This window comes from Bifidobacterium sp. ESL0790 (genome assembly GCF_029395435.1).
In the GTDB taxonomy this organism is placed as follows: domain Bacteria; phylum Actinomycetota; class Actinomycetes; order Actinomycetales; family Bifidobacteriaceae; genus Bifidobacterium.
On record NZ_CP113915.1, the window covers coordinates 682,648 to 699,289 of the forward strand.

The following is a 16,642-nucleotide window of genomic DNA, read 5'->3' on the forward strand; positions in this document are numbered from 1 at the left end:
TCGAGAATGAGCCGGAGGAATGGGAGCGGGTGCGGGAACGAGAAGTCACGTGAGCCATGGTAGCGCCCGCACCTGAAAGTTTTCCGGCAGAGATTTTTTATTGTTTGTGGTTGCTTGCTTTGGGGCAGGTTTCACTGATAGTGAGTTCAGTGCCGCGAACGTTCACGCTGGGTGAGTGTTGCGATATGCCCACTCCACTTTCGAACTGGATTGATTCGTTCGGTGGCGGCTGGTGTCCGTTGCGATATATCCATTTCATTACTGAACTGGACGGGTTTGGTCGTTGGCACAAGGTGAGCGTTGCAATATATCCACTCCGACATTGGACTGGACGCATCTGCACGCTGGTGCCGAGTGAGCATATGGATGTGTCCGGTCCAAGGGACAACTGGATGGATTCGTTCGCTGGGGCCGAGTGAGCGTGCGGATGTTTCCAGTTCGGCTTTCGAGGTATCTGGTTCAGTGGCGTTGGCGCTTGCGTTGGGCATAGGCTCCGGTGGTGATGGCCAGCACAACGGCCACAGCGAAGGCGATGAGACCGTTGTGCTGCCAGTGGTGGCCGGTGAGGGGGAGCTTGTCGACGGTCGGCGGAGTGAGCTTCACTCCGATGGAAGTCATGTTGGCTTTGTTCTCGATGCCGGCGGGGTGGTTGGGGTCGGTGCCGTCGCCGTCGGCGTTGTCCCACACCTTGACGGTCGCCTCACTTCCGTCAAGCGCCTGCCCGCTGGGGATGTCGATGGCGAATGACCCGTCGGCCGCGCTGACGATGCTGCCGTTGGATCCCTTAGGCAGTGGTGACCCGTCAGCCTTGGCTCCGCTGGTGGTGCCGTCGGGCCAGGTGATGGTGATGCGGTCGCCGGCCTCGACGGTGTTGCCCGGCTGGGCGACGCTGTCGCCGCTGGTGCGGACCATGCCCTTGATGGTCGCCTGCACGCCCGGGCCGCTGGAGGCGGTGCGCCCGCCGATGTGTGATTGGAGTCCGGGGGCGACGGTGTCGACGGTGAGCTTCTTTCTGGCGGATTCGCCGCTGGTCGTGTTGTCGGCCTGGGTGAGCTTGGACGTGAACCACATACTGGTTCCCGTCCCGACGGTGTCGGCGGGGTAGGGGTTGGTGGTGTCCGAATAGTCTGCGGTCCATGAACCGTCATTTGGTGCGCTGGCGGTGACTTCGGTCACGGTGGCGCTGGTGGAGCTGGCGCCCGCGGTGCCTCCCGAAGCGGCCGCGTATGGTGTGGCAGTGTATGTGTCGCCGGTGAGGGTGCCGCCGGGCATGCCCCCGCCCACGGTCAGGCTCCCGCCGGCGTGTGGTGTGGCCTTACTGACTCCTGGAGGGGTGAGCGGGCTCCATACGGGTGTCAGCGTGTTACCCGGCACACTATAGGGCACGTACGAGCCCGGCTTGTACGTGCCGTTCTCCCCGTTCTTCCATCCGGTGAGCCGGTAGCCCGGGTTACTCACGGTGGGGCACATGACGGTGGTGGGCATGGCCTCCCCGTCGGAGCAAGCGCCGGAGTAGTGGGTGGTGATCAGGTAGATCCACTCCGGGGTGGGGAAGCGGCCGAGGGTCATGTTGTTGGTGTTGCTTCTGTAACTGGCGCCGTACATCCAGGCCGATTGGCTGGAGTTTTTGTAGACCGGCGTATCCCTGATCGCTTCGGCGGGTTCGGAGGCGAAGTCGGAGCCGTCTCCGTACTGGAGTACAGGCGACGCATGGGCGTTGTTCGTGTACCAGATGCACTGGTGCGGGACACATGAATAGGCGCCATGGAACTGTTCGTGGTAACTGAAGTCGATGTTGGGGCCGACCTTGACACGGTAGAGGTGGGGGCAGTTGGCGATCATCTGCGACTGGTTGAGCAGGTGGCGTCCGTGGTCGTCGGTGAACTCGTCGTACGAGCCGAGCGTGCGCATGTCCCATGTGTGGATGTCGAGGGATTCCAGCGAGGAGCATCCTTTGAACATGCTGCGCATGTCGGTGACGTGGCTGGTGTTCCACGCGGAGAGGTCGAGGGTGCGCCCGTTGGGCGTGGGGTGCGGGTCAGTGCCCGGTGTAGCCTCACCCACCAGCGCCGCGTCCCCCTGAAACATGGAGTTCATGTTGGTGACATGCGACGTGTCCCAGCCCCCGATTCCCCTGATGGTCTTGAGCTTGGGCAGATTCTGGAACAGGTTGCTCATGTCGGTGATACCGGAGGTGTCCCAGCCGGTCATGTCGAGTATCTCGAGGCTGGCGTCGCCGGTGACGATGCCGGTCATGTTGGTCAGTGCGCTGGTGTCCCAGTTGGAGAGGTCAAGGTTGGTGAGGCTGGAAGCTCCGTTGAACATACTGGCCATGTTGGTGACGTTGTGAGTGTTCCATTGATCGCCGTCGTGTTTGAGGTTGAGGTTGGTGAGTTTGGGGCAGTTGAGGAACATCTTGTACATGTTGGTGACGTGGCTTGTGTCCCAGTTCTGGATGCCATCGATGGTGGTGAGGAGGGGCTGGTCGTGGAACATCCAGCCCATGAGGGTGGATTGGCTGGTGTCCAGGTGGATGACGTCGGCGGTCCTGAGGCCGGGCAGGAAGTGGCCGTCGAAGATGCCCCAGCCGCTGGTGAGCTTGACGGGCCCTTGGCCGGTGTCAGGGTCGACAACGAGCCGGCTGACGCCGGGGTCATTCCATGGGATGGGGCTAGTTGGGCTGTCGCCGGCGGTACCAGTGTCGGGGATGGTGCCGTGTTCGAGTTCGAGGATGCACTGGGGATCCTCGAATGTGCCGGTCATGGTTTCTTTCCAATGCAGGGGGTCGGTGGTGCCCCAGACGTAGTCGCCGGCCTTGCCGCAGTGGATGAGTTTGACGCAGTAGTCGAACATGTGGGTTTGGGTGGTGGTGTTGTGGATTTCGAGGCCGGGCACGCCGATGCTGTAGAGTTCCCCGTCGCCGACGAACATGTTGGTCATGTCCGTCACGTTGTCGGTGTCCCACTGGCTGCCGTGCCGGCTCAGGTCAACCTTGGTGAGCTTGGGGCACATGTTGAACAGGGAGTTCATGTTCGTGACAAGATGGGTGTCCCAGTTCTCGATGCCGGTAACGGTCTCCAGATTGCTGTCGTTCCAGAACATGGCGAACAGGTCGTTGGCCTGGCTCGTGTCGAGGTCGCCCACGTCCGCGGTTTTCAGATTGGTCAGGTGGGTGAACAGGTAGCGGCCTCCGGTGGCGCCGAGGCTTACACCAGCGTCGACTTTGGCCTTGGTGACCGACGTGTCGTTGGTCCAGGGCACGGTCGTGGAGGTGTTCGTGCCCGTGTGGTCGGGCGCCCGGCCGGACTTGAGTTCCAGGACGCAGACGACGCCCCCGTTGCCGTCATCCTCGAGGTGCTCGTTCCAGGTGAGCGTGCTCCACGGGTGGTCGCCGGGTTGGGAGCATCGCACGAGCTTCAGACAGTTGTAGAACATGTTGGTCTGAGTGGCACCGCTGGGAATCTCGAGGCCGGGCACGCCGATTGAGGTGAGCTCGCCGTCGTTCCAGAACATATTGGTCATGTCGGTCACTGCGTCCGTGTCCCACTGGTTGCCGTTGTGGTTCAGGTTGACTTTGGTGAGCTTGGTGCAGGAGTGGAACATGGCGTTCATGTTGGTTACAAGGTGAGTGTCCCAGTTTTCGATGCCGGTCACCGTCTCGAGACTGGTGTCGTTCCAGAACATTGCGAACAGGTCTGTCGTTTGGCTCGTGTCGAGGTTGCCCACTTCCGCGGTCTTTAGGTTGGTCAGTTGGGTGAACAGGTACCGGCCGCCAGTCGTCCCCAGACTTACGCCCGCGTCGACCTTTGCTTTGGTGATTGATGTGTCGTTGGTCCAGGGGACCGTCGTGGCGGCGTTCGTGCCGGTGTGGTCGGGCACAAGCCCGGCTTTGAGTTCTAGGACGCACGTCACGGTGCTGCCGTCTTCTTCGATATGCTCGTTCCAAGTAAGCGTGCTCCATGGGTGGTCCCCTGGCTGGGAGCAGCGCACGAGCTTGGCACAATAGTCGAACATGTGGGTCTGGGTGGCTCCGGCTGGAATGGACAGGCCGGGTGCGCCGGTGCTGATGAGTTCGGCGTCGCCGACGAACATGTTGGTCATGTCGGTCACGGCACTGGTGTCCCATTTGCCGTCGTGCGGGCTCAGATCCACCCTGACCAGTTTGACGCACATGTTGAACAGGGAGTTCATGTTCGTGACACTCGAGGTGTCCCAGTTGCTGATGCTGGTTACAATCTCCAGCAGGCTGTCGTTCCAGAACATGGCGAACAAATCCGTCGCCTGGCTCGTGTCGAGGTTGCCCACGTCGGCGGCCTTCAGATTGGTCAGGTGGGTGAACAGGTACCGGCCGCCCGTCGGCCCTAGGCTCACTCCATTGTCTACAGCGACTTTGGTCACCGACGAGTGACCGGCCCATGGGACACCCGGGTCGGCGTTCGTGCCGGTATGGTCGGGTACCTGACCTGATTCCAATTCCAAGACGCAGTCATTGCCGTCGACGTGCTCGTTCCACGTCAAGGTGCCCCAGGTGTGCTCGCCCGGCTGCGAACAGGTCGCGTCCTGCGGGCCGACCGTGGGGTTCGACTTAGTCAACGGTGATAATCTGGATGTGATAGGCGACTGGGACTGCTGAAAGGAAGGGTTTTGCTGGGAAGTGCCGGAAGGGTTCTGTGAGAGCGATTCTCCTGCGTCAGGCGAAGGTGACGACGATGGAACTTCGGACGTGTCTGTTACAACGCGTTTTTGGGTCAGACCCGCGGGGGGGGGTAGATTTCGGTGCTATTTTCGTTGGCACCCGCCAACGGTGACGCTAACGCCAACGTGAGGATAGCGGAAATGGCCATGAAAGCGCAGATGATGCGATTGCGTCCAGTCATAAAAACTACCTTGCCCCTTGATAAAATTTGTACTAAAAATTAGCGTCAACAGGTCAAATTGTAACATTAAGTATGACTAAACGCGCAGAAACCGCCAAAAAGTATGACAAATATTCTAGGTTTTCTCTTTTGTGATAAAGATAGAAAACCAAAATTTCTGGACAACGTACTAGGTACCTGGATTGGTTACGCGAGCAGCTTGCGCAGGCGCTTGAGGCTGGCGGGGGACTTGGTGCCGAGCTCCTGCGCCCACAGCGAGACGTAGAACTCCTCGAGCATCCAACGGGCCTGTTCGACCTTCTTGGCATACTCCTCGCGGCGCGGACCGGCCGGCTCGGCCTTGAGTTTGGCTTGAGCGTGGGTGACCAGTTCCTTGGCTTCGTCGGCCTCCCACGCCCAGCGGACGTCACGGTTCTTGTCGGTTTTGGCCTTCTCCAGGCGCATCGCATCGGCGTGCAAGTAACGCTCGATATTGGGCAGCGCCTCCGGTGGGGTCTCGCCGATAAACCCGGGATGGACGAGCGTGGCGATATGCTCGCGCACCGATTGCAGCACCGCCAGCATCGTCAGATCCGCCTTGCCGCCCACCACCTTGTCGACCTCGGCGTAGCGTTTGAGGATGGTGATGACGTCGTGCGCCACCGTGTAGACCGTGTCCTCGAAAGGCTGCTGCGCGCCGCTGATCGCCTCGGCCAGGGCCGTGTCGTCCGCCGCCCTGTCGATATGGGGGAGCAAACGCTTGACCGCCGCGAGCTCGAGGTCGTCGACCAGCAGCTTGGTGGACTTGTAGGGCGCGCTGGCGAGCATCAGCGCCTCGCCGCCAAGCCAGCGCGACGAGATGCGGTCCTCGGGCAGCTTGAGTTTGTCGAACGCGGCCTGCCACAGCATCTCGGCGCGGGAGAGCGTGGTGGCGCCCGCCTTGTTGAGCAGGTTGGCCTGGGCCACCACCTTGCCCTGCGATTTGGCCTTGTTGGCCTGGCGCTCCACGGTCTTGCGGGCGCTCGCCTGCGCTTGGCGGGCGAACCTGCGTTGCAGCTCGATTAGCGACTTGCCGGTGCCGAGCACCTTGTAGCGGCGCTTGCCACCGTGACGGCGCTCGCGGAAGGTGGCGTCGTCGATGATGGTCTGTTTGGAATTGTCGGTTTTGGCGTGTTTCTGTTTGCTGTCATTGCTGTTTTTACCGCCACGATGCCTTTTTCCGGCAGCCGGAGGAAGCGGCTCCTCGACACTGAACGTGACGCGCAAATATGGCGAGAGCTTGGCGAGCTGGTCGTTGTTGAAGTCCTCGGGGTGGATGGTGGCGTTGACGCTGGTGATGGCGGCGTAGGTGAAGACGTGCGCGAAATCCGGCCAGCGGGTGATGCCGGTCGCCTCGTCGACAGGTGGCAGGTTCGGTTTGCCCTCGGAGCCCGAACCGGGCAGGTCGGGGTAGCGTTCGTCGATGGCGGCGCGGATGGTGCGGGCCGTGTCGGGGGCGGGCACGAACTGCACGCGCAGCGACTTGGGCAGCGACTTGATATAGCCCAGGATTAATTCGTCCAGCAGACCTGGCACATTCCAGGTGAACTGCTCGGGGGTCAGTCGCGACAATGCCTTCATGGGGATATGAACGGTGACGCCGTCCACCGGGTCGCTCGGGTCGTAGACATAGCTCAGCCGCAGGTCGATGGACGTGCCATCGGTGCCCAGCGTGTGCCAGTGGTCGGGATAGTCGCGCAGATCCACGGAATCGTGCGATTGCAGACGTTCGACCTTGGCGGGGTCGAACTCGAGCAGATGCGGCTGGTCGTCGTGGATGGTCTTCACCCACTTGCCGAGGTCGGCCACGCTGGTGACGTCCTGGGGAATGACCGCGTTATAGAAGTCGAAAAGATCCTCGTCGCTCACCGAATCGGAGACCTGGCGCGTGCGGTTCGTGTCGTCGACCGCGCTCTGCAGGATGTCCAGATTATCCTGCACGAAGCCGTCATAGGAGAAGCGCTGCTCGATGTCGCCTTCCACCAGGCCTTGGCGGATGAGGAAGTCGCGTGCCTCGGGCGGATTGATGCGCCCCCATTGCACCTTGCGGTCCTGCACAATCGGCAAGCCGTAGAGCAACACCTTCGAGCTGGCGATGGCGCTGCCGCGTGAGCCCGACCAATGCGGCTCGGCGTACGTGACGCGCGTGAGGCTGCCCGCCAACGGCTCGGCCCACGCTGGATCGATGGCGGCAGAATAACGCGCCCACAGGCGAGAGGTCTCCGTCAGGTCGGTCGACATGACCCACGGCGGGGTCGTCTTGGCCACCGCGGATGCCGGGAAGAGCGCGAACCTGGTGCCGCGCGCGCCCTGGTACTCGTTCTTCGACTGCTTCTTGGCCCGTTTCATCGCTCGGGCTTTGGCCGCGCCCTTGAGCCCGGAGAAGTCCGAGGCCTTCGGCTCGCGCACCACCTGCATGCCCATCATCGAGAGCAGGCCGGAGAGCATGGAGGTATGGATGCCCTGCGAATCCCAGGAGCAGCACAGCGCGTGCGCCGCCTGCTGGTTGACCGGCAGCATGAGGATCTCCGGTGCCGGGCGCGAGATCGGCTTGGGGAAGCCGACCTTGAAGTGCATCTGCCGGCACATCGCGTTGAGTTGGGTGACCAGATCGCGCCACTGGCGCAGACGCACGAAGCTGAAATACTCGGCCTTGCAGATCTTGCGCAGCTTGGCGTTGCCGGTGTGGTTACCGTCCTTGCCCTCCTCGGCGCCGAAGATGTGGTCCCACATGTTGAGGGCGGTGAGGAAGTCGCTGGTCTCGTCGGCGTAGCGGTTGTGGACGCGGTCGGCCTCGGCGCGAATCTCGTCGGGGCGCTCGCGCGGGTCCTGCAGGCTCAGGAACGCGACGATGACCACCACGGCGGCCAGCGTGTTGGGCATGGTCTTGTGCGCGGCCTCGATGATCATGCGGCCCAGGCGCACATCGATGGGGATGCGCGAGAGCTGGCGGCCGATGTGGGTCAGGCGCACCTCGCCGTGCTTGCGCGCGATGGCCTTGAGCTCGGTCAGCTCGTTGAAGCCGTCGGAGACCGAACGGGTGTCGGGCGGGTCGATGAAGCCGAAGTGGGTGACATCGTCGGCGGTGCGGGCCACGCCGACCGAAAGCATGTGCAGCACCACCGCGCCCAGCGAGGTGCGCAGGATCTCGGGCTCGGTGAAGCGCGGGCGCGCGTCGTAGTCGTCCTTGGAATAGAGGCGGATGGCGATGCCGTCGGCGATACGGCCGCAGCGGCCGCTGCGCTGGTCGGCGCTGGCCTGGCTGATGGCCTCGATGGGTAGGCGCTGCACCTTGGCGGTTTTGGAATAGCGCGAGATGCGGGCCTCGCCGGGGTCGACCACATAGCGGATGCCCGGCACCGTCAGCGACGTCTCGGCCACGTTGGTGGCGATGACGATGCGCTGGTGCGAATGGTGCTCGAAGACGCGATGCTGCTCCTTGGAGGAGAGACGGGCGTAAAGCGGCACGATCTCGATGGCGTCCGGGCGGCGCATGTCGGCGGCGCGGGGGCCAAAGTGGTGGCGCAGGGCGTCCTCGTATTCGTGGATGTCGCGCTCACCGGAGGCGAAGACCAGGATGTCGCGGGCGCCGCGTTCGTGGCTGGAATGAATGACGAGCTCGGAGCAGGCGCGGGCCACGGCGCGGGACATGTCTTGGCTGTCGGCGCGGTCGGCGTGGCCGTTGCCGGAGCCGGAGCCACCCATGCCCGGAATCTCGCCGTTGGCGTCGGGCAGCGACCCGTCGGCGAACCCGGGGACGTGGCGCATCAGCGCGGGCATACCGCCCAGCGGCTCATAGACCACCTGCACCGGGTAGGTGCGCCCGGAGACCTCGATGACGGGCACCTTGGTGTGCAGCGCGTGCTCGAAATGCTCTTGGAACTTCATCGAGTCGATCGTGGCCGATGTGATGATGAGCTTCAGGTCGCGGCGCTTGGGCAGCAGGGCCGTCAGATAGCCGAGCAGGAAATCGATGTTGAGGCTGCGCTCGTGCGCCTCGTCGATGATGATGGTGTCGTAGCGTGAAAGCTTGGGGTCGCGCTGAATCTGGGCGAGCAGGATGCCGTCGGTGACGATGCGCAGGCGCGTCTTGGGCGAGCTCTCATCGGTGAAGCGGACTTGGAAGCCGATCTCGTCGCCGAGCTTGACACCCATCTCGTCGCACAGGCGCTCGGCCACGGTGCGTGCGGCGAGGCGGCGTGGCTGGGTGTGCACGATCTGGTGGCCGTGGGTGCCGCGGCCCATCTCGAGCAGCATCTTCGGGATCTGCGTGGTCTTGCCGGAGCCGGTCTGGCCGGAGACGATGACGACCTGCGAATCGCGAACGGCGCGCTGGATCTCGTCATGCGCCGCGCTGACCGGAAGCTCTGAAGGATAATGGTATTTCATGCGTTTCTCTATTGTACGCACACCCAAACGGGGCCATTTAAAAACGGAAGGCCGGAATTGCGGGGTTCCTGTTTTGAATGGCCCGGTTTGGGTGTGTGGGTTTTCTAGTGCCGGACCTCGATGACGCGGTAGCCTTTGGAGCTCGCGTATTTGGCGACGGCGAAATCGTCGCCGAGCGCACCGGCCAGCCACTTGATGAGCGAGTCGCTGCCGAGGTTCTTCTGCACCACCAAGTAGGCGCGGCCGCCCTGGCTCAGGCGCGGCAGCCATGCCATCAGCAGGGTATGCAGCTCGTCTTTGCCCACGCGGATGGGCGGGTTCGACCAGATGAGGTCGAAGGTGAGACCTGCCGGGATTTCCGAGGCTTTCACGGTGTGGATGCGCTCGCCCAAGCCCAGTTTTTCAGCGTTTGCCTTTGTCAGCTCCAGCGCACGCTCGTTGACATCGAGGGCCCAGATGTTGGCCTTCGGTGATTCCAGTCCGAGCGTCAGCGCGATTGGCCCCCAACCGCAGCCGATGTCAAGAAACGTGCCGTTCTCCGGGGGCTCAGGCGCGTGGCGAAGCAGCACGGAGGTGCCGAGGTCGAGCCGATGTGCCGAGAACACCCCATTTGACACTTCGACGTCCACGTCATGCCCACGCAGCGAGACATGCAGAGTCCGCCTTACGTCGCGCGAGGACGGTTCCGCCGAAAAATACTGCTCCGCGTGCGAATGTTGTGGCTGTTGTGGTTGCGCACGTTCTGTCTGCATGTGTGCTGGCTGTTTCGCCTGCGCCGATTGCGTTCTCCCGGCCTTGTTCTCGCCCATATCGTCTAGTCCGTTTCGTCTCATCCTGGCCCGAATTCCAACCCGGGCCACACGTCGATATCAGGCTCCCCATCCTAGTTCCAGACCGGAACAGGATTTCACTGGCAATCAACCTCGTCAAACGGTGTTTTTGCGGCGGATTGTGGATTTTGCCTACCGCCTGACCTTTCCTTTTGGGAGACGGCAGCCGGTACAATGTGGGGCAGCGAAATGTTATTGAATTTGTTGGAAGGTTGGCTTATTGGCGAACGATATGGGCGATGACGGGCTCGGGCTCGAGCGCGACGGTGAGGATGAGCGTGAATCCGTGCAGAACGAGGTGCTGGGGCGACGCTCCGAGATCCTGCAGGAGCAGGCGGATGGCGCGGAGGCTCCGGGGGCCGAGGAATGGCATGAGCGCGAGTCGCGCAACGAGCTCAAGCATGTGGCCGGCCTCGGCGAGATGCAGGACGTCAGCGACGTCGAATACCGCAAGGTGCGCCTCGAACGGGTCGTTCTGGTGGGAGTCTGGTCGAGCGCGGTGACCACGGCGGCGCAGGCCGAGGAATCGCTGCGCGAGCTGGCGGCGCTGGCCCAGACGGCGGGCGCCGAGGTGTGCGACGGCGTGCTGCAGCAGCGCGCGAAGCCCGACGCGGCCACCTATGTGGGCCGTGGCAAGGCCAAGGAGATCGCCGGCATCGTGGCCCAGAACGAGGCCGACACCATCATCGTCGACGACGATCTCGCGCCCAGCCAGCGCCGCGCCCTCGAGGACGTCACCAAGGTCAAGGTCATCGACCGCACGGCCGTCATTCTCGACATCTTCGCCCAGCACGCCACCAGCCGCGAAGGCAAGGCGCAGGTGGAGTTGGCGCAACTCGAATACATGCTCCCCAGGCTGCGTGGCTGGGGCGGCTCGCTCTCCCGCCAGGCCGGCGGCCAGGCGGCGGGCGTCAACGGCGGCATCGGCTCGCGTGGCCCCGGCGAGACGCAGATTGAGCTTGACCGCCGCGTCATTCGAACCCGCATCGCCCGGCTCAAGCGCCAGATCAAGGCCATGGCCCCCGCCCGCGAGGTCAAGCGCGGAGCCAGAAAGCGCTATGGGCTGCCCACGGTGGCTGTGGTGGGCTATACGAACGCCGGCAAATCCTCGCTGGTCAACCGTCTCACCGGCTCGGGCGAGCTGGTGGAGAACGCGCTGTTCGCCACGCTCGATACGGCGGTGCGACGCGCCAAGGCCAAGGACGGCAGGCTTTACGCCTACGTCGACACGGTCGGTTTCGTGCGCCGACTGCCCACCCAGTTGGTCGAGGCGTTCAAATCCACGCTCGAGGAAGTGGGCCAGGCCGACCTCATCCTGCACGTGGTCGACGCCTCGTTCCCCGATCCCTTCGCGCAGGTGGACGCGGTCAACGGCGTGCTCGCCGACATCCCCGGTGCCGCCGACATCCCGCGCATTCTCGCGTTCAACAAGGCCGACCGCACCGATGAGTCGGTGTTGGGCAGGCTCAAGCGGCTGCGCCCAGAATCACATATCGTCTCGGCGGCCACCGGCAGGGGAGACGACGAGTTGCGTGAGGCTGTCGAGGCGTTCCTGCCGACCCCGCAGGTGCATGTGCACGCGTTGCTGCCCTATTCAGCCGGCTCGCTGCTCTCCCGCGTCAGGGAATACGGCAAGGTGGACAAGGTCGATTGGCGCAACGAGGGCGTCGAGCTCGAGGCCGACGTCGACTCGCGCCTTGCCGCGCAGGTGATGGACGCCGCCATCGACCAGGCCTGAGTGCTCCGGGTCTTGGTCTCGGTTTCGGTTTCGTTGAGGTGTTGGTGAGACGCTGGTGATCGTGTGGGGCCGCTCGAGATCGCGGTGAATTCGCTCGAAACTCAGCTCTCGGAATAACGAGACGCTCATCGGCGACACGCCAACGTCAACGCCAATCGCCCGTATGAGAGATGGTTTTCGGCCCGTTTCCTTGGGTTTCGCGTCATCCGTTATCGGCCATGAACGCTCGACACTTATCCGCCCAATGCCTAATATGAGGTGTACGTCACATTTATGGGGACCTCCTGTTAGGCTGAGCAATGTCGCCCTCGAGCGTGCCATTGCGCCGATATGAAGTTTCGTCAGATTGGATGTCGGCCGGCAATGGTTCCCCGCGTTAGGATTCGCGGTGTGGGGCGGCGAATCACAATGATGAGACTACATGGCGACCCCATGCCTTCTCGAGTGTTCATGTGTGGACAGGGGAATGAAAACATGATGAATTCCACAATCAAACCTACAAAACTTGCCATTATCGGGGCCGGCGCCGTCGGCTCCACCCTCGCCTTCTCGGCCGCCCAGCGCGGCGTCGCCCGTGAGATTGTGCTCGAGGACGTCAACAAGGAGCGCGTGGAGGCCGAGGTGCTCGACATGCAGCACGGCTCCAGCTTCTACCCGTCCGTCTCCATCCAGGGCTCCGACGACATCGAGATCTGCCGCGACGCCGACATGGTGGTCATCACCGCCGGCGCGCGCCAGAAGCCGGGGCAGACCAGGCTCGACCTGGCCGGCGCCACCATCGACATCATGAAATCCATCATCCCCGGCGCGGTGAAGGTGGCCCCCAACGCCATCTACATGCTCATCACCAACCCGGTGGACGTGGTCACGCAGGTCTCCCTGAAGCTTTCGGGCATGCCCGCCAACCAGATGTTCGGCTCGGGCACCAACCTCGACTCCGCGCGTCTGCGCTTCCTCATCGGCCAGCAGACCGGCGTCAACGTCAAGAACGTGCACGCCTACATCGCCGGCGAACATGGGGATTCCGAGGTGCCGCTGTGGGCCTCGGCCACCATCGGCGGCGTGTCGATGTGCGACTGGAAGGCCCTGCCCGGCCACGAGCCGCTCGACGCCGAGAAGCGCGAGGAGATCCACCGCGAGGTGAAGAACGCCGCCTACCGCATCATCGAGGGCAAGGGCGCTACCAACTACGCCATCGCCATGTCGGGCGTCGACATCATCGAATCGATTCTGAACGACACGAACCGCATCCTGCCGGTCTCCTCGTGGCTCAACGACTTCCACGGCATCAGCGACGTGTGCATGTCGGTGCCAACCCTGATGAACCGTGACGGCGTCAACTCGCATATCAACACGCCGGTCTCCGACCGCGAGCTCGCCGCGCTCAGGCGTTCGGCCGAGACGCTCAAGGCCACCGTCGCGCAGTTCGGGTTCTGAGCTGGTTTTATATATCAGTTGCTGGTTGGCTGGTTCGCCGATTATTCGATTGGCTGATTGGTTTGATTGGTCTAGCTGACCTAGCTGATTGATTGACTGACTGGCATGCCGTCCGCTTCCTTCGTGTCGCTGGCGGCATCGTCGTATCTGCAAAGTCTTTTTTAGGTATCCGCTTACCCTCGGTTTCCATCGTGAACCGGCGAAGCTGACAATGAGAAGGATTGTCGGTTTTAGTGTCAAGAAACCGCTGAAACGAACAATTATGTGCGAGTGGCTTGGCCTTCGGCTCTGAGTAGGAAAATCCAATGTTCGCTTGGGTTTCGGCCGGTATAGTGGCTGTTGACAAGGGGTGTGCGAACAAATTGTATACCGGCTGCCGGGCGGGCTTGGACGCCGCCTGATGACGGTGGGTTCGTTCGTGAATCAGGGAAGACGGAAGGACGGATATGGAATCCGAAAAGCCGAATCCGACGTCGCAAGATGTAAGCGGGGATTCGAAGGCGAAGGGGCATCAGACCAGGCTTATGATCACGCTGGGCCTCACCCTGACGATTTTCCTGGTCGAGGTCATCGGCGCGGTGATCACCGGCTCGTTGGCCCTGCTGGTCGACTGCGCCCACATGCTCACCGATGTCGCCGTGCTTGCGGCCTCCACCATCACCGCCGTGCTCATGCGGCGCAAACCCAACAACGAGCGCACCTGGGGGTGGGCTCGGCTGGAGCCGATCACCGCTGGGCTCGGCGCCCTGGTGCTGATGATCGTCGGCGTCTACGCGCTGGTGGAGGCGGTGTTGCGCCTGGCGGGGCGGGCCGACGGCGAGGTGCAAAGCGTCGGGATGCTGCTCGGTTTCGGCATCCTCGGCTTGCTGTGCAACGTGGCCTCCGTCCTCATCCTTTCGGGCCAGCACAAAGACAACATGAACATGCGCGCGGCCTTTTTGGAGACCATGAACGACGCACTCGGCTCGCTCTCGGTGGTGGTCTCCGCCGTGGTGATGATGGTGAGCGGATGGGACGGATTCGACGCCGTGGCCGGCGCGTTCATCGCCATCCTCATCATGCCCAGGTCGTTCAAGCTGATGAAGGGCGCCGTGAAGGTGCTATTGGAGGAGACCCCCGAGGGGCTTGACTTGGATGAGGTTCGCCGGCATATGGAAAGCGTCGAGCATGTGGTCGCCGTGCATGATGTGCACGCCTCCACCGTGGCCACCGGCATGCCGATCCTCACCGCCCACGTCGTCGTGAAGCCGGGATTGACGATGGAGCAGGGCGCGCAGATACTCAAGCAATTGCACAGCTGCCTCGCCGGGCATTTCGCGGTGTCCATCCCGCACACCACGTTCCAGCTGGAGCCGGAGGGATTCGACGCGGAACCCCATGACCAGGTGCACCGCTAGGTTCAGATTTTGCGCAGCACCGTGACGACCTTGCCCATGACCGTGGCGTAGGTGCCATCGATGGGGGAATAGGCCGGATTGTGGGGCATGAGCCAGATGTGGCCCTTCTCCTTGCGGAAGGTCTTCACCGTGGCCTCGCCGTCGAGCAGCGCCGCGACGATATCGCCGTTCTCGGCCTCGGACTGCTCGCGCACGACCACGAAGTCGCCGTCGCAGATGGCCGCGTCGATCATGGAATCGCCGTGGACCTCAAGCATGAACAGTGTGCCGGTGCCCGTCAGCCGCTCGGGCAGACGCATGACGTCCTCGACGTGCTGCTCGGCCGTGATGGGCGTGCCCGCGGCGATCCTGCCGACCAGGGGGATGTCTCGCGACTCGTCGATCGCCTCGTCGGGGACGCGGTTGGAGGAGTAGGCCATCATGCTGACCGAGCCCTGGCCGACATTCGATTCCTCTTCCACAAGCTCGATGGCGCGGCCCTTGTTGGCGTTCATGCGCAGGTAGCCCTTCTCCTCAAGGACCTCGAGCTGGTGCTTGACCGAGGAAGGGCTCTTGAGCCCGGCCTCCTCGCCGATCTCCCGGAACGACGGCGCGAAGCCGAATTCGGCGACATGATGGCGGATGGCGTCGAGCACCTTGCGCTGCCGGTCGGTCAGACGGCTTTCGGACGGCGATGCGCTCGTGTTGGGAATGAAGCTGCTCACGGGAGTTCCTTTCGTGTTTGCCTTAAGCATAACCGTTTTCGCCAAGAAAATCAAACAGATGTTCGATTGTGGTGTCGCTAAATTCGAACAGATGTGCTACTCTAGAACATACGTTCGAAAGAACATCTGTTCGAAAGAGGGTTGAAGATGACAAGTTCGGCGATTCAGGCAATGCCCACGGCGGTGGCTCGCAGGTCCGGCGCGCAGTCGCGTCACCGCCAGCCGCTGGGCAAGACGTTGATGAAGGCGGCGGTCACGCTGTTGGCGGGGCTGGTGATGTGGTGTGGATGGCAGTCGGCGCAGCCGCAAGACGCCACGTCCAATTTGGAAAGCGTGCCGACGGTGAGCTACACGGTCAAACGCGGCGACACGTTGTGGTCCTGCGCCCAGTCGATTACGCCCAAGGGAAAGAACGTCTCCAAGACGGTCGATATGCTCATGACCCTCAACAACATGCACTCCACGAAGCTCGTCGCCGGGCAGACCATCGTCGTCCCCGAGCAGGGCTGAGATAGGTCGGTAATCGGACATCCCATATGATGTTGGTCCTCCTCGGTGTTGTCTGATTGGATTGGCTTAGCTTGGCGTCGGGTGATGACGGTTCGTCGTGATTCTGGTAATCATCTGCGCGAGCCGATGAGGGCAATGTATGCGGTTCGCGCTCGGCTCGGACGAGACATGCGGAGTGTCTAATTAATTTTCGCAGCATTACGTTATTGTTGTTGTATGCATTGTCCTTTTTGCCAGAATTCCGATACCAAGGTCGTCGACACCCGTATTGGTGAGGACGGCCATGTCATCCGCAGGCGCCGCGAGTGCCCGAAATGCGGCAAGCGCTTCACCACCATCGAGACCACGATGCTGCTGGTCACCAAGCGTTCCGGCGGCGTGGAGTCGTTCGACCGTGACAAGGTGATCAACGGGGTACGCAAGGCGTGCCAGGGCAGGCCGATCGACGAGAACGCGCTGAAGCAGCTGGGGCAGAAGGTCGAGGACGATCTGCGTAGCCAGGGCGCCGCACAAGTCAAATCCGAGGACATCGGCAAGGCGATCCTCAATCCGCTCAAAGACCTCGACGAGGTGGCCTATCTGCGGTTCGCCAGTGTCTACCAGAACTTCAACGGGCTTGACGACTTCCAGCACGCCATCGACGATCTCAAGCGCGACAAGGCCGGCGAGTAATCCGCGATTGATTTACCTTCGCATAGCCGTGGCCATGAGGTTGCCGCAGCGTTAGCGCAGAGCAATGCAT

General features: G+C 62.5%; 9 protein-coding genes. 5 read left to right on the forward strand and 4 right to left on the reverse strand.

Annotated elements, in window-relative coordinates:
* Nucleotides 1-459: 459 nt before the first annotated feature.
* The 3 genes from OZY47_RS02450 to OZY47_RS02460 form a co-directional block, all read right to left on the reverse strand.
* Nucleotides 460-4,593, reverse strand: coding sequence for a BspA family leucine-rich repeat surface protein (locus OZY47_RS02450; protein ID WP_277178418.1), 4,134 nt, complete (start codon nucleotides 4,591-4,593; stop codon nucleotides 460-462).
* A gap of 470 nt (nucleotides 4,594-5,063) precedes the next feature.
* A complete protein-coding gene (locus OZY47_RS02455) occupies nucleotides 5,064-9,284 on the reverse strand; it encodes a DUF3418 domain-containing protein (protein WP_277178420.1) in 4,221 nt (1,406 codons plus the stop codon).
* A 104-nt stretch (nucleotides 9,285-9,388) separates the two neighbouring features.
* Nucleotides 9,389-10,036: a methyltransferase gene (locus OZY47_RS02460; RefSeq protein WP_277178422.1), complete on the reverse strand. Its 648-nt coding sequence runs from the start codon at nucleotides 10,034-10,036 to the stop codon at nucleotides 9,389-9,391.
* 310 nt (nucleotides 10,037-10,346) lie between these two features.
* Here OZY47_RS02460 and hflX point away from each other — a divergent pair, with 310 nt between their 5' ends.
* From hflX to OZY47_RS02475, 3 genes are all read left to right on the forward strand, one after another.
* Complete coding sequence (hflX, locus tag OZY47_RS02465; RefSeq protein WP_277179080.1) at nucleotides 10,347-11,852, forward strand: GTPase HflX; 1,506 nt, start codon at nucleotides 10,347-10,349, stop codon at nucleotides 11,850-11,852.
* Nucleotides 11,853-12,326: 474 nt separating this feature from the next.
* The gene (locus tag OZY47_RS02470) at nucleotides 12,327-13,289 is read left to right on the forward strand and encodes an L-lactate dehydrogenase (protein ID WP_277178424.1); all 963 of its coding nucleotides are present in this window, start codon (nucleotides 12,327-12,329) and stop codon (nucleotides 13,287-13,289) included.
* A gap of 524 nt (nucleotides 13,290-13,813) precedes the next feature.
* Nucleotides 13,814-14,686 carry a cation diffusion facilitator family transporter gene (locus tag OZY47_RS02475; protein ID WP_277179082.1) on the forward strand — a complete coding sequence of 291 codons (873 nt, stop codon included), beginning with the start codon at nucleotides 13,814-13,816 and terminating at the stop codon, nucleotides 14,684-14,686.
* A 2-nt stretch (nucleotides 14,687-14,688) separates the two neighbouring features.
* Here the strand turns inward: OZY47_RS02475 and lexA are convergent, their stop codons facing one another.
* The gene (lexA, locus tag OZY47_RS02480; RefSeq protein ID WP_277178426.1) at nucleotides 14,689-15,390 is read right to left on the reverse strand and encodes a transcriptional repressor LexA; all 702 of its coding nucleotides are present in this window, start codon (nucleotides 15,388-15,390) and stop codon (nucleotides 14,689-14,691) included.
* Between the two features lie 147 nt (nucleotides 15,391-15,537).
* On the opposite strand from lexA, the gene OZY47_RS02485 reads away from it, so the two are divergent.
* Together OZY47_RS02485 and nrdR are read left to right on the forward strand one after the other, a co-directional pair.
* Nucleotides 15,538-15,900 (forward strand): LysM peptidoglycan-binding domain-containing protein, encoded by a 363-nt coding sequence (locus OZY47_RS02485; protein ID WP_277178428.1) that lies wholly within the window; start codon nucleotides 15,538-15,540, stop codon nucleotides 15,898-15,900.
* 216 nt (nucleotides 15,901-16,116) lie between these two features.
* Nucleotides 16,117-16,572 (forward strand): transcriptional regulator NrdR, encoded by a 456-nt coding sequence (gene nrdR, locus OZY47_RS02490; RefSeq protein ID WP_277178430.1) that lies wholly within the window; start codon nucleotides 16,117-16,119, stop codon nucleotides 16,570-16,572.
* Nucleotides 16,573-16,642 lie beyond the last annotated feature (70 nt).